This is a genomic window from Pontibacter diazotrophicus, from assembly GCF_003367245.1.
Taxonomy (GTDB): domain Bacteria; phylum Bacteroidota; class Bacteroidia; order Cytophagales; family Hymenobacteraceae; genus Pontibacter; species Pontibacter diazotrophicus.
Genome location: NZ_QRGR01000003.1, coordinates 63,334 through 76,901, shown reverse-complemented (window position 1 = coordinate 76,901; position 13,568 = coordinate 63,334). Strand labels below are relative to the sequence as shown.

The window sequence follows — 13,568 nt, the reverse complement described above, 5'->3', positions numbered from 1 at the left end:
TCCTGTATTACGCTTAAAGGAGCTTAATGAAATTTTTTTCGATATAATTTTCGTAATATTTAATTAGAGAATTTTTTCGAAATTTGTGAGCAAAGCCTAAATTGAGCTGCATTAAATGAGCACTAGTAAATATATCTTCTTATGAAAAAGAGTAGCGTAAGGTGGCTGTTTGTGTTGGTGGTATTACTACTCTTTACAGAACTGTTACTGGCATTAAAGTTAACAGAGCCTTTTCCCGCCATTATATATCCTTCTTTTGCAGACATCCCTTCTTTCAATTCACCTATTCAAAAGCCCAGGATTGTTGCTTTCTTTCACAACCAGGATTCTATAGAGATCGATAAAGAAGATTTTTTCTACAACATGTCTAATGTTTATAATAACGTTGTTCTGCTCGAGAACTTTAACACAGAAAATTCATTTCAGGTATCTTCGAAGGATGTTAGAGAACTGCAAGCTACTATTGGCACAAGAAGCATGTCCTTTGACCTTAATGAAACCCGGAATGCGGCTCAGATAGAGGAAGGGAAGATCTGGATAGCAAATACATTAAAAAATATTTTGAAGAGGGACGACATTATTAGGGTGGAGGTTCAATGGTACAGCTACAATATAAGTCCAAATGAGGATGAAGCCTTAGAGCAAGGTGAATTAGTAGAGAAATACGTTGTAAGCTTCATAAACTAACACCTCGATGGCTACACGTTCAAATATATTCGATAAAATCATTTTCGACTCCTTTCAGCTAACGCCTGAGTCGCTGGGGTTATACAGAATTCTGTATGCCCTGTTCCTGCTGATTTTCGGTGTTCCCAATTTTACCTGGATAAGTCGTTTTCCTGATGTTTTCTATAACCCGCCCCTGCTAAGCCTGCATACTTTCTTCTCCGGTTTCCCGAGCTATTGGTTCTTGTTACTGGTAAGTTTAGGAACATGTATTTCCACTGTTCTACTTTTGTTTGGATATAAAACCCGCCTTACATCTATCCTCCTGGCTTTGTTTATTTTTACTGGTAAATCATTCGCGTATTCTTTCGGAAAGATCGACCATGACTTTCTAATTTGGATAATACCTTTGGTTATGTCCTTTAGTAATTGGGGAGCTGCTTATTCTTTAGATGCGAAACTGAAGCACCAGGACAGGGTTGTCCAAAACTGGCCGGTTGTATTGCTGGCACTTATTCTGAGCTTTGCGATGTTTAGCGCCGGTCTTCCTAAGTTGCTCGGAGGCTGGCTTGATATTTCTACACACGCTGTTAGAGGGCATTTTCTGCGGGAATTCTACGTGAATGAGCGGCAGGATTTGCTGGCTCCATTCTTTTTGAATTTGAATTCAGCACTTGTATGGGAGTTCTTTGACTACGCAGGGGTGTTTTTAGAAGTATTCTTCATTTTTGCGATCATCAGGCCTAATCTTTTTCGCTTTTTTGTGATTTGTGCTATCTTCTTCCATGTTTTTAACTACTTAATGCTCAACATTGCTTTCTCCATTAACATCATTCTTTACCTCTTATTTGTTGATTGGGGAATGATTATCAGCAAACTGAGGAAACACAGAATGCTTCTATCAATAGAAAGGGCAATCAATTTTAGAAGTTTGCTTATTGTTGGCCTACTTTATACTTCCTTTTATCTTATCTATATTACTGCAACCGAGAGTGTAACTTTTAATGTATCTCCTCTGCGATTTGTGCTGGAGGACTTAATGAATTTAGATAGTTTAATATTTAGTGGTATAGTGATTTTCCTGGGTTTGATAGTTGCTGTTCTAAATCTGATTCACTTTGTTTCAAAGAAGAAAGACTTTTCTGATTCTACCATACCCAAATACATGCATAATTGAGCTGGCACCTTAACAGTTTGCTATTGTTAACAGTGTGTCTTTCGAAAGACATACAATTGAATAATCAAGACCAGAGGTGTCCTTATGCCATCCGACAGCGCTCTCAGAAGCTATTGCCGCTGCAATAAGTATATCTATAAAAAAGGCAGTTTACCGAAATCATAGATATCAATAAGTTGGTTACTGCATCAACGGGTGAAGTAGTGTTCTTTTGCCTTTCGTTTCTGATTGTTCGAGCTGCACCTATGCCTCTTAATTCGGAACTCGTACATCTATACTATATCTTTGTAGTCATACAAAACATAGATCATGGCGAAAGCAAAACCAAACGGCAATTTTAATATAACGGTTACTACATTAGCAGGCTTAGAGGAAGTATTGGCAGAAGAGCTCCGCGCTCTGGACATGGAGTACATCAAAGTTGGGACACGTGCAGTGACTTGCTCTGGTAATCTCCGGCAGCTGTATGAGGCTAATTTGTGGTGCCGTACCGCCATTCGGGTGCTAAAGCCATTTCGCAATTTCAAGGCCCGCGACGAGAAGGACCTGTATGAACAAGTGCAGAAAATAGACTGGTCTCAATACCTGGACCTGGACCAGACGTTTGCTATTAGTGCCGCCGTAAGTCACTCTACATTTGAGCACTCGCTTTATGTAGCGCAATTAACAAAAGACGCTATCGTAGACCAATTCCGCAAGGCTACTGGTCAGCGCCCATCAGTAGATAAGGTGCATGCAGATGTGCGCTTTAACCTGCACATGCATGAGAACATGGTCACTTTGTCTATGGATTCTTCCGGTGACTCGCTGCACCGCCGTGGGTACCGCCTGCAAACTAATGTTGCGCCCCTGAATGAGGTGTTGGCAGCCGGCATTATTAAGCTAACTGGCTGGGACAAAAAATCTTCTTTCATAGATCCTATGTGCGGGTCCGGTACATTCCTGATAGAAGCTGCCATGATGGCGCAGAACATTGCGCCAGGCCTTTACCGCCGTGACCCCTATGGCTTTGAGAGCTGGAAGGACTATGATGCCAGCCTTTTTGAAATGCTTTGGAAAACAGCGGAAGCGAAAGCAAGCTTTGATCCCAAAGCAGCTATTGTAGGGTATGATATTGATCCGGACTACGTGCAGGCAGCTCAGAATAACATTGAGAATGCTGGTCTGGAGAATGTGATTAAAGTAGAGGAGGCCGATTTTTTTAAAACAGAAGCACCAACTGACCCAGGGGTGGTGGTCATGAACCCGCCTTATAATGAACGTATTATCTCAGAAGACATCAACCTGCTCTACAAAAACATTGGCGACACGCTGAAGAACAATTACCAGGGCTATGATGCCTTTGTATTCACTGGAAATTTAGAGGCTGCCAAGAATGTAGGTTTGCGTGCCTCCCGCCGTACTCCTTTATATAACGGCCCCATCGATTGCCGCTTATTAAAGTATGAACTTTACAGAGGAAGCCGCAGGAGCGGAGCAGAGGATAATGCATAGGGCATTATAAGGCTTAATATACCCACTGTAGCAACCTTAAGGTCAAACAGCGCTAAGTTGTCAGTTCTCTGATAACACGGCATGGATTGCCAGCGGCAAAAACGTTGAGTGGCACATCTTTCGTAACTACGCTGCCTGCACCGATGGTAGTGTTGTCCCCAATTGTTACACCGGGGCAGACAATGGTGCCGCCTCCCAGCCAAACGTTATTGCCTATCGTGATAGGGAAAGCCAACTCAGGGCCCTTGATGCGCTCAGCAGCTAGCAGGGGATGTGTAGCAGTATAAATCTGTACGTTAGGACCAAACTGTACATTATCGCCTAGTTTAACTGTGGCACAATCCAACACCACACAGTTGAAGTTCATGTAGAGGTTTTCTCCGGCAACGATGTGGCAGCCATAGTCGCAGTAGAAAGGAGCTTGAATCTCTATGTTCTGGCCTACCTCTCCGAATATTTGTTTGATTAACTCCCGGCGCTTGTCTGGCTCTTCAAAAGGAACAGCATTGTACTGTGACAGGAGAGTACGTGCTCTTGCACGCATTTCCACTAGCTGTGGATCTGCGGCAACATAGAGTTCTCCGCTCAGCATTTTCTCAAGTTCAGATGGCATAGCATGTAGCATGTTGGATGAACAGGCATACGTAAAAAACAAAAGGAGCACCGAACTGGGTGCTCCTTTTGTTTTAAGTGTTATAGCCGAAATTTCTAAATTCTTCTTATCTGAGCGCCAATCGCGTTTAAGCGGCCATCAATGTTCTGATAACCACGGTCAATCTGCTCCACGTTATCGATGATGCTGCGTCCTTCTGCTGAAAGGGCGGCGATAAGTAGCGCTACACCGGCACGAATGTCAGGGGAAGTCATCCGGATGCCACGAAGCGGTATCTGGTTGTTCTGGCCTATGACAGTAGCTCTGTGCGGGTCGCAGAGGATAATCTGAGCTCCCATGTCTATCAACTTGTCTACGAAGAACAGGCGGCTCTCAAACATCTTCTGGTGAATGAGCACAGTGCCTTTGGCCTGTGTTGCTGTAACCAGGGCTACACTCAGCAAATCCGGTGTAAGGCCGGGCCAGGTGTGGTCAGATATATTCAGGATACTGCCATCTATATAGGTATCTACCTCATAATGGTCCTGCTCCGGAATATAGATGTCATCACCGCGGAATTCCATTTTTACGCCCAGGCGCTGGAAAGTCTCAGGTATAAGACCTAATTCCGGAATTCTGCAGTTTTTGATTGTTATCTCAGAACCTGTCATGGCTGCCAGACCCATAAACGAGCCTATTTCAATCATGTCAGGCAGCATCACATGCTCTGTGCCCTGCAGCTTCTCCACTCCCTCAATAACAAGCAGGTTAGAACCAACACCGCTTATTTTCGCTCCCATGCGAATAAGCATACGGCAGAGCTGCTGTATATAAGGCTCGCAGGCAGCATTGTAAATGGTGGTGGTGCCCTCTGCTAAAACAGCACCCATCAGGATATTGGCTGTACCGGTTACAGATGCTTCGTCCAGCAGCATGTAAGCGCCTTTTAGGCGGTCGGCAGTGGCGCTGTAAAAAATATCGGGCGTGTCATAGTTAAAGCGCGCGCCTAATTTCTCAAGGCCTGCGAAGTGCGTATCGAGGCGGCGGCGACCGATTTTGTCTCCACCCGGCTTCGGCATTTTAGCCTGGCCAAAGCGCGCCAGTAAAGGTCCCACAATCATGACAGAGCCACGAATAGAACGCCCTAACTCCACAAACTGCTCTGACTCCAGGTAATCGAGGTTGATGTCGTCAGCCCTGAAGAGGTACGTGTCAGGAGTCAATTGCTCTACATGCACTCCTAGGTCACGCAGCAGTTCTATCAGTTTATTTACGTCCCGGATATCGGGGATATTAGAAATGGTGACGGGTTCTGCGGTTAACAAAACAGCGCATAGTATCTGGAGTGCTTCGTTTTTCGCTCCCTGTGGGTAGATATCGCCTTTTAGTTTGTTTCCGCCAATTACTTCAAATGAAGCCATTTAGTATCTTTATTTATTTCTTTGATTAGAAGAGGATCTTGTATTTTTTCGGCCACGGTTATTATCGCCACGGCTTTGTTGCTGGCTGCGCTGGTTCTGGTTATCCTGCTGTGGTCTTATATTAGACTCAAACAGGTTATTCTTTTCAATGTAGCTCAGGTCCATGTTCAGCTTACCTTTCGACAGCTGACGGATATCGCTTAAAATGACACCATCCGTTATACTATCTTTATTATAAGACCTGTACAGTGTTTTCATTAATTTGCCGATGGAAATGATTGCTGCCTCACGTTCCTGCTCATCTTCCAGCTCGGTTGCGCGCTCCACCAGTAACTCAACATTTTTACCGTAGTGCTTGTAGCTTGGCGTGTCGAGCGGGTATTCTATTTTCTGCGGCTTATCGTTCAGGTACTCCATAGCACTGAGCTTATATGGCGCATCTACATCCAGTGTAGAGCCGGACATCACGTACAGGTGGTTCCAGAGCTTTTGCTGGTAATCCTGTGCCTCGCGCAGCTGTGGGTTCAGCTTGGCCATCAGGTTAATGAGCAGTTGTGAAAGACGCGTGCGCTCTGCACGGTCTTCTACATTTGTGATATAGTTTACCAGATCCTGCACGTTACGGCCGTATTCCCGCAGCAACAGGTCTTGTTTAAAAGTGGTACTAGCTTCCATTATCTCTTTTATATGGATTCAAAATTAGAAATTTGAGCGTACAATGACTCAAAGCTTAAGAAAAAACTTTCTATATCTCCCAGTTACGGTGTACGCAATTTTAAGATAGCAAGGTCGGGTTTCCTTATATTTACACGCTTATCAGCACGCTTTACTTTAGTTTTGCACCGTTTGGTACGGTGGCTGCCGGTTGCGCCAGCACAATATCGCCGTTCTCGTTTTCAAAGCCTGTCACCAGCACCTCTGACATAAACTTGCCAATCTGTTTTTTACCCAGGTTAGTGACACAAAGCACCTGGCGGCCAAGCAGTTCTTCCCGCGTATACAGAGTCGTCACCTGAGCGCTGGATTTCTTCAATCCCAGAGGGCCCAGGTCAACAAGCAGCTGATAAGCAGGGCGGCGGGCCTCCGGGAAATCATGGGCCTCTACAATGGTGCCTACGCGTATGTCTGTTTGCTCAAAGTGCTGCCACGTTATAAGGTCAGGCTGTTCAGGCTGAGTGTGCATTGGAACAAAGCGCTGTGTAAGGATGATGTTATGAAAGAAAATACAATATAGGGTTTTATTCCAAACATTGCATACTGTGCCGGAACCTGGGCCTTTCACCAACAGCTAAAGCCGCTCTATAATAAAGCGGCTTTACCTGTTGGTGAAAACAGTTATCGGGATTTTATTCGCTTTTTAAAGAAACAACAGGGTTAGCAAGTGCAGCCTGTATGGCTTTAGTGCTCATCGTCAGGAGCGCAATCAACAGTGTAGCAATACCGGCAAGTACAAAGGGCGAGTACCCAATGCTGATGCGGTAGGTGAAATCCTCCAGCCACAGACTAATGATATAGTAGGCGATAGGAGCGGCCAAAACAAAGGCAATCAGCACCAGTTTGATAAACTCTTTCGAGAAAAGTACTGCAATATGAAAAATGGATGCTCCCATTACTTTGCGTATGCCTACCTCTTTGGTTCGCTGCGCCGCCATGAAAGCAACCAAACCATACAGGCCCAGGCAGCCGATAAAAATGGCGATGAAGGAGAAAATCTTAAACAGCTTATTCTGCCTTGCCTCATCCCGGTAAAAATCAGCAATGGTTTCATCCAGGAACTCATAATTGAACACATCATCCGGGTAAGCCATTCCCCACACCTTCTCCAGGTGGCTGAGTGCTTCCTGCTTCTGATTCATATCTATCTTAGCAGAAAGGAACAGGTAATTTTCAGGATTGGCTACCACGATGCTGGGGTCGATGGGGGCATGCAGCGAGTTTTGGTGGAAATCCTCTACTACACCAACAATGGAGGCTTTAAAGCTGCCGCCTATTGATATGGTTTTACCGATGGCATCCGCCGCACTTTCTACACCCAGCTTGCGTCGCATGGTTTCGTTTATTAGCAGAACGGCGGAGTCACTGCTAGTGTAGGCCCTGCCGGCAGCCAGTTTTATATCATACAGGTCCAGATAGCTTGCGTCCGCATACTTCATGTTGGCCCCAAAAGAAGCATCTTCGCTGGAGTTGTTGAAAGAGAAGTTAGAGCCAAAAGTGAAATTACCGGAGGGTGGCGTACCTGCAAAGCTTACCTGGCGCACTGCCGGATTGCTGAGGAGTTCCTCCCGCAGGGGTATCAGTTTCTGCCCCGCCTGGTTTGGAAGGAATATTGTGACGACGGCATCCTTATCAAAACCAAGTGATTTGCTCCGGAAGTAGTCCATTTGTTCGTTTACCAGTATGGTACAGATAATGAGCACTTGGCAAATGGTGAACTGCAGTACCACGAGCCCCTGGCGTATGGGCAGACCAGCCACCTGCTGCGTATTAATCCTGCTCTTAAGGGCTGCAATGGGCTGGAAGCGTGCCAGAATCATGGCCGGGTATAAGCCGGCGAACAAGGTCACCAGCAATACTTCCGCTACCAGGAACAGCAGTAGCACCGGGTCTTGCAGGATGCTGAAGTTTATCTTCAACTCCATCAGTTCGTTGAGGTAGGGCAGGGCCAGTTCAACCAATATAACGGAGCAGAATGTTGCCACCAGTGTGATTAGAAATGTTTCGCCAATGAACTGCAACACCAGCTGTCCTTTGCTGCTGCCCAGCACCTTCCGCACACCTACTTCTTTCGCCCGTTTCATGGCCTGTGCCGTAGCCAGGTTCACGAAGTTGATGCAGGCAACCAGCACCAGGAAAGCCCCTATGATAGCCATAGACCAGATAATTTCCTTTGTGATGGTGCGCTGGCCAAAGTTGCCATAGTCCGGGTTAAAGTGCAGGTCGCTCAGCGGCTGCAGGAAAAACGTTTCTGTTCCGCGTCTGTCCTCTTTCCTGTGTCTGTCAACAAATGCGCTCAATTCTGCGGCTTTAATTTCCGGCGATGCTCCTTCCGGAAGCAGCACATACAGCTGGTGGTTGCTATGCAACATATCAAAACTGTTTACATCCAGCTTGCTGTAGTTCTTGTAAGACGCATAGGAAATAAACATCACAAATGGAAAATCTGTGTTAGAAGGTGGGTCTGGTATAACAGAGGTTACCTTTAAATTGAGGATGTTGTTGAACCTGATTACTTTGCCCAAGGCGTTTCCATCGGGAAAGTATTTATTGGCGGTGCTTTGCGTGAGCACCACATTATTTGGTTCTGCCAATCCGGGTCGGGGATCAGTGGCGCCTAATTCATAGTCAAACAAGTCAAAGAACTCCGGCTCCACAAATGCTAGCGGGTTATCTTCCAGTAAGCGTTTCGGAGCTTCACCATTATCACTGAGGATGTTGATTTGAGCAGTTTCCTCTCCATATAGCTGTGTGAGATTTTCCAGACCCTGCTTCCCGTTGCTGCGGATGAGCGTGGCAATCGGGAAGCGGATACCTGTATGTTTTTCCACCCCATCTCTATGACCAAAGTGTGAGTTCATGCGGTAAATGCGGTCTGCCTTGCTGTGATAGGTATCGTAACTCAGCTCATACTTTATCACCAGGAAGAGCAGGATGCTGCAGGTAATGCCGAGCGTAAGGCCGGCAATGTTCAGAAGGCTGTAGCTCTTGTTGCGCAGCAGCGATCGGAAAGCTGTGAGAAAATATAGCTTTAGCATAGTTTTAAGTTAGGTGGTAAGAACAGCATTAGGAAGTATTGATTTTCTTTTGCCAAGCCTGTGCCAAAGCCTCAAAACCTCTTTTTATCCCGAATTTGGCCTCTTACCAAATGCAGCAGTGTCCACGAGTGGACATTATTCGTCCATGCATGGACACCTGATATTCCAAATTTGTCAGGAATCCTTTAAATTAAGCCAATATCAGACTGGCACAATATTTCGCTGTCTGTTTTGCTGAAACACAAGTCCACTGATTCAAAATGGAAGAACAAAATTTAGGTCGTATACTCGTGATTGATGACAATGAGGATGTGCTGTTCTCTGCCAAAATGCTTTTGCGCAAGCATGCCAAAGAGGTGGTGATGGAGAAAAATCCGAAAAAGATTCCGTTCCTCGTCTCCAACGAAGACTTCGACCTGATCCTGCTGGACATGAACTTCAGCCAGGATATTACAAGCGGACAGGAGGGCTTCTATTGGCTGAAGGAGATTCTGAAGTATGACCCCTCGGCGGTAGTGATCATGATTACCGCCTATGGTGATGTGGAGATGGCGGTAAGGGCGCTGAAAGAAGGTGCCACCGACTTTGTGCTGAAGCCCTGGCAGAACGAGAAACTGTTGGCTACGCTGTCAGCTGCGGCCAGGCTGCGCAACTCCTATAGAGAGCTAAGCCAGCTGAAGGAAGTAAACCGCTCGCTCACGACGCAGTTAAACTCCCCGCAGAACATTATCCAGGGCCAGAGTGCCGCTATGCGCCAGCTCTTTTCCATTATTGATAAAGTAGCCAGAACAGATGCTGACATTCTGCTGCTGGGCGAAAACGGAACCGGTAAGGAAGTGATTGCCCGTACCATCCACCTGCGTTCTTCCCGAGCTGACAAAGTATTTGTAACTGTAGACATGGGCGCCGTAACTGAATCGCTTTTTGAGAGTGAATTGTTTGGCCATAAGAAGGGCGCCTTTACTGATGCCAAGGAAGACAGGATAGGTCGGATTGAAGCGGCTAACGGGGGAACACTTTTTCTGGATGAAATCGGGAACCTGTCGCTAGCCATGCAGGCGAAGCTGCTGACGGTACTGCAGCGCCGCGAGGTAATACGTGTAGGCACAAATAAACCCATCCCGGTAAACGTGCGCCTGATTAGTGCCACCAACATGCCGCTGAAAGAAATGGTGCAGCGGAATGAGTTCCGGCAGGATTTGATGTACCGTATCAATACAGTAGAGCTCAACCTGCCGCCACTGCGTGAGCGCCTGGATGATATACCGCTGTTTGCGGAGCATTTCCTGGCGGAATATGCGCAGAAGTACAGGCAGCCGGTAAAGCGCCTGTCTGATTCCGGACTGGCACGCCTGCGCCTTTACAGCTGGCCCGGTAATGTGCGTGAGCTGCAGCATGCCCTGGAGCGAGCCTCCATTATGAGCGACAATCGGGAACTGCAGGCTGACGATTTCTTCTTTTTGGCTGAGTCGGAGCCTGTTCCTGCGGCAACGCAGCTAGAGGCATCAAGCCTGGACCTGGATGAACTGGAGCGCGAGGCGGTGCAACGGGCCCTTCAAAAACACGATGGCAATATTTCGAAGGCCGCCAAAGAATTAGGCTTATCGCGTGGGGCCTTGTATCGAAGACTCGAGAAGTATGAGCTTTAAAAACCATAAGCTGCAGTTAGTCCTGCGCATACTTTTGCTGGCTGTCTCCATTTATGCCCTCTCCTGGGTCGGTTTTAACCCTGATTATCGTAGCACCTTTATTGGTCTCGCCATATTTATTCTGCTGCAGATAGCGTTGCTGATCCGCCTCTATGATCGCACGAACAAGCTCTTTCTCCGCTTTCTGAACTCCATTAAGTATGATGATTTCACAGAGCAGTTTTATACCAGCGGAGAGGGCAAAACACTGCGGGAACTGTCGCTGCGTCTGAATGAGGTGATGGATAAGTTCCGGGAAGTGCGGGCAGAGAAAGAGGCGCACATGCAGTATTTTGAAGTGATTGTGCAGCATATCGGCATCGGTATCATTACGCTTAAACCAGACGGGACTATACTATTACTGAACAATGCGGCAAAAAAGTTACTGAAAGTGGGCCAGTTGCGACACGTACAGGAACTGCAAGCCGTGAGTCCGCAACTGGCTTTGGGCCTGCAGCAGCTGGAGAATGGCGAGAAAGTGCTGGTGCCTGTGCGGCAGGGGGCAGAGCAGGCGAACCTGTCGGTGCACGTGATAGAACTCTCTGTGCTGGGCGACCGCATACGCCTGGCTTCGCTGCAGAATATTCAGAGTGAGCTGGAGGAGAAAGAGATGGAAGCATGGCACAACCTGATTAAGGTGCTGACCCACGAAATTATGAACTCAGTGACTCCGATTGCCTCACTGTCTGCAAGTGCCTATGAGGAAGTGAGCAGCTATACAGACACAGCAGCTGAAGAGGTGACGCTGCTGCGCGAAGAGCTGGCAGATATCGGGCAGTGCCTGCACACTATCAACCGCCGGTCTGATGGGCTTATCTACTTTGTTAATGATTTCCGTAACCTGACAACTATTTCCGTGCCGCAGCTAACTCATTTTAATGTAACGGAGCTGCTGCAGGAAATAAAGATGCTGCTGCGCGGGCAGCTTACCGCAAAGCATGTAGCACTGCAGCTGGAGGTGCCGCCTGATAGCCTGATTTTGTCTGCTGACAGAGCCATGACAGAGCAGGTGCTGATTAACCTTGTGAAAAATGCTATGGAGGCGGTGCAGGACCAGCCGGAAGGTAAGGTGCTAGTACGCGCTTACCACGACGAGCGCAGCCGCATTAGCATAGAAGTAACAGACAACGGCCACGGTATGACGCCTGAAGCCATGGCTAAAATATTCATTCCTTTTTTCACTACAAAAAAATCAGGCTCTGGTATCGGTCTAAGCCTTTCGCGGCAAATCATGCGCCTGCACAAGGGAACAATATCGGTGCAGTCGGAGCTGGAGAAAGGAACCACCTTTGTTTTGCGGTTTTAGCCACTCCGGAAGGTTTGCTGTGAAATGCTGCTTTTCCCCGTATAGCCTGCTTCAACTGCTACAACCTTTCAAGGCGAAATGCTTATAGTATATCAGTAACAACTGAAAAATAGTATGACAAGCAACGAGCTGGAAGAGGGGGTATTAGTGAGTGCAGACAGCACGGCACCGATGGTAGCAAACATCAGGGCAGGTGCTCAGGACATGGTGATGGATGAAACAAGTGTGCTGACAGGTATGAAAACAGGCCCGGACCCTTATGATTATATCTTAAGTGCCCTTGGTGCCTGCACTGTGATCACGCTGCACATGTATGCCCAGCGCAAAGGGTGGCCGCTGCAGCGGGCCGAGGTGCTCCTGCGCCACGGGCGCGTGCATCCAAAAGACTGTGAGAACTGCGAAGATAATGTTTCCAAGCTGACCCAGGTAACAAAGCAACTGCGGTTAGTGGGAGACCTGACACCGGAGCAGCGGAAGCGACTGAAATTAATTTCAACGAAGTGCCCCGTGCAAAAAACGCTGGAGACAGGCGTTTCTATCATAACTGAGATGGAAGAAGCATAAACTGAGTCAGGCTATCTTTTCTGTAGCAAGGCCAAAATATTCCTCCAGCGTATACTCCCCAACTAAAGGGGCTATACAATCTTCTGACGATACGGCTACCAGGAACGCCAGTTTATCATACAAGTTCCGGCTGAATGGCCTGAGCAGTGGTAACATCGGGTTCACTACGCCAAGCGGTACGGACCGTATAGCACCTGAATAATCAGCTGCCTTACAAGCCAGTTGTATCAGTTCCAGGCGGCTGTAGAGTTTTTTGCCTCCGATTGGTATTGTTGCGGCTGCTTGCCCTATACATTGCACAGCCACTTTTGCGAGATCTCCTTCAAATACCGGATTCGTTTTATAATGGCCGTCTCCCAAAGAGCCTATCATTCCTTTTCGGGCCATTTCCACCACTTCATCGAAAGCAGAAAACAGCGCTGTCGGCTGAAGAATGCTGTAGCTGATGCCAGACTTCCTTAACTCATCAGAAAAGTCAGCATGGGCTTTGAAGTAAGCCAGCTCCGGATACTGCTCCGCCTTAAACGCCGAGATGTAAACAAACTGCTGCACGCCCGCCTGTTTTGCCTCTTGAAGCAGGTTATAATTGGCGCCGAAATCAATGTCCTGGAAACTGCCCTGGCTTTTATTCTTCAAGCTTATACTTTTCCCAATTGCTGAAACAACGATATCTATTCCCTTGCAGCAACCATTTAGCTGCTCCGGCAGGGTGGCATCGGCCAGCAATACAGCATGTGGGGCAGGAGAGAGTGCTGCGGCCCTGGCGGCAGATCGTGCCAGCACTGTTACAGTATGTCCCTGCAGCTGAAGCTCCCGCAGCAGGTGCTGCCCCAGGTGCCCGGTGGCACCTGCCAGTAATACTTTTTTCATAGCTCAAAATTATCCGGTGGGGCGATAAATATATGTGC

General features: G+C 47.3%; 12 protein-coding genes. 6 read left to right on the top strand and 6 right to left on the bottom strand.

The window, feature by feature from the left end:
- Nucleotides 1–141: 141 nt before the first annotated feature.
- From DXT99_RS02520 to DXT99_RS02510, 3 genes are all read left to right on the top strand, one after another.
- Nucleotides 142–687: a hypothetical protein gene (locus DXT99_RS02520; RefSeq protein ID WP_115563951.1), complete on the top strand. Its 546-nt coding sequence runs from the start codon at nucleotides 142–144 to the stop codon at nucleotides 685–687.
- Between the two features lie 394 nt (nucleotides 688–1,081).
- A complete protein-coding gene (locus DXT99_RS02515) occupies nucleotides 1,082–1,843 on the top strand; it encodes an HTTM domain-containing protein (protein WP_147294157.1) in 762 nt (253 codons plus the stop codon).
- Nucleotides 1,844–2,152: 309 nt separating this feature from the next.
- Nucleotides 2,153–3,337, top strand: a complete 1,185-nt coding sequence (locus DXT99_RS02510) for a THUMP domain-containing class I SAM-dependent RNA methyltransferase (RefSeq protein WP_115563949.1) — start codon at nucleotides 2,153–2,155, stop codon at nucleotides 3,335–3,337.
- Nucleotides 3,338–3,389: 52 nt separating this feature from the next.
- Here DXT99_RS02510 and DXT99_RS02505 read toward each other — a convergent pair whose 3' ends face one another.
- The 5 genes from DXT99_RS02505 to DXT99_RS02485 all read right to left on the bottom strand — a co-directional run bounded on the left by DXT99_RS02505 (nucleotide 3,390) and on the right by DXT99_RS02485 (nucleotide 9,102).
- Nucleotides 3,390–3,950 (bottom strand): sugar O-acetyltransferase, encoded by a 561-nt coding sequence (locus DXT99_RS02505; RefSeq protein ID WP_181885002.1) that lies wholly within the window; start codon nucleotides 3,948–3,950, stop codon nucleotides 3,390–3,392.
- A gap of 95 nt (nucleotides 3,951–4,045) precedes the next feature.
- Complete coding sequence (gene murA / locus DXT99_RS02500) at nucleotides 4,046–5,350, bottom strand: UDP-N-acetylglucosamine 1-carboxyvinyltransferase (RefSeq protein WP_115563948.1); 1,305 nt, start codon at nucleotides 5,348–5,350, stop codon at nucleotides 4,046–4,048.
- A 9-nt stretch (nucleotides 5,351–5,359) separates the two neighbouring features.
- The gene (locus DXT99_RS02495; RefSeq protein ID WP_115563947.1) at nucleotides 5,360–6,025 is read right to left on the bottom strand and encodes a DUF4290 domain-containing protein; all 666 of its coding nucleotides are present in this window, start codon (nucleotides 6,023–6,025) and stop codon (nucleotides 5,360–5,362) included.
- A 151-nt stretch (nucleotides 6,026–6,176) separates the two neighbouring features.
- Nucleotides 6,177–6,533: a tRNA-binding protein gene (locus tag DXT99_RS02490; protein ID WP_115564127.1), complete on the bottom strand. Its 357-nt coding sequence runs from the start codon at nucleotides 6,531–6,533 to the stop codon at nucleotides 6,177–6,179.
- A gap of 163 nt (nucleotides 6,534–6,696) precedes the next feature.
- Nucleotides 6,697–9,102 (bottom strand): ABC transporter permease, encoded by a 2,406-nt coding sequence (locus DXT99_RS02485; RefSeq protein ID WP_115563946.1) that lies wholly within the window; start codon nucleotides 9,100–9,102, stop codon nucleotides 6,697–6,699.
- A 260-nt stretch (nucleotides 9,103–9,362) separates the two neighbouring features.
- Here DXT99_RS02485 and DXT99_RS02480 point away from each other — a divergent pair, with 260 nt between their 5' ends.
- From DXT99_RS02480 to DXT99_RS02470, 3 genes are all read left to right on the top strand, one after another.
- Entirely contained in the window at nucleotides 9,363–10,751 is a 1,389-nt protein-coding gene (locus tag DXT99_RS02480) for a sigma-54-dependent transcriptional regulator (protein ID WP_115563945.1), read from the top strand.
- Nucleotides 10,741–12,096: a sensor histidine kinase gene (locus DXT99_RS02475; protein WP_115563944.1), complete on the top strand. Its 1,356-nt coding sequence runs from the start codon at nucleotides 10,741–10,743 to the stop codon at nucleotides 12,094–12,096. Before DXT99_RS02480 ends, DXT99_RS02475 begins: the two co-directional genes overlap by 11 nt.
- 114 nt (nucleotides 12,097–12,210) lie before the next feature.
- The gene (locus tag DXT99_RS02470; protein ID WP_115563943.1) at nucleotides 12,211–12,660 is read left to right on the top strand and encodes an OsmC family protein; all 450 of its coding nucleotides are present in this window, start codon (nucleotides 12,211–12,213) and stop codon (nucleotides 12,658–12,660) included.
- A gap of 6 nt (nucleotides 12,661–12,666) precedes the next feature.
- Here DXT99_RS02470 and DXT99_RS02465 read toward each other — a convergent pair whose 3' ends face one another.
- Entirely contained in the window at nucleotides 12,667–13,530 is an 864-nt protein-coding gene (locus DXT99_RS02465) for an SDR family oxidoreductase (protein WP_115563942.1), read from the bottom strand.
- Between the last annotated feature and the right edge of the window lie 38 nt (nucleotides 13,531–13,568).

Bases quoted from the DNA above. Each gene is read 5' to 3' on its own strand.
- DXT99_RS02510 (WP_115563949.1), top strand. From the start codon at position 2,153: ATGGCGAAAGCAAAACCAAACGGCAATTTTAATATAACGGTTACTACA.
- DXT99_RS02475 (WP_115563944.1), top strand. From the start codon at position 10,741: ATGAGCTTTAAAAACCATAAGCTGCAGTTAGTCCTGCGCATACTTTTG.
- DXT99_RS02470 (WP_115563943.1), top strand. From the start codon at position 12,211: ATGACAAGCAACGAGCTGGAAGAGGGGGTATTAGTGAGTGCAGACAGC.
- DXT99_RS02480 (WP_115563945.1), top strand. From the start codon at position 9,363: ATGGAAGAACAAAATTTAGGTCGTATACTCGTGATTGATGACAATGAG.
- DXT99_RS02505 (WP_181885002.1), bottom strand. From the start codon at position 3,950: ATGCCATCTGAACTTGAGAAAATGCTGAGCGGAGAACTCTATGTTGCC.
- DXT99_RS02485 (WP_115563946.1), bottom strand. From the start codon at position 9,102: ATGCTAAAGCTATATTTTCTCACAGCTTTCCGATCGCTGCTGCGCAAC.
- DXT99_RS02495 (WP_115563947.1), bottom strand. From the start codon at position 6,025: ATGGAAGCTAGTACCACTTTTAAACAAGACCTGTTGCTGCGGGAATAC.
- DXT99_RS02465 (WP_115563942.1), bottom strand. From the start codon at position 13,530: ATGAAAAAAGTATTACTGGCAGGTGCCACCGGGCACCTGGGGCAGCAC.
- murA (WP_115563948.1), bottom strand. From the start codon at position 5,350: ATGGCTTCATTTGAAGTAATTGGCGGAAACAAACTAAAAGGCGATATC.
- DXT99_RS02490 (WP_115564127.1), bottom strand. From the start codon at position 6,533: ATGCACACTCAGCCTGAACAGCCTGACCTTATAACGTGGCAGCACTTT.
- DXT99_RS02520 (WP_115563951.1), top strand. From the start codon at position 142: ATGAAAAAGAGTAGCGTAAGGTGGCTGTTTGTGTTGGTGGTATTACTA.
- DXT99_RS02515 (WP_147294157.1), top strand. From the start codon at position 1,082: ATGTCCTTTAGTAATTGGGGAGCTGCTTATTCTTTAGATGCGAAACTG.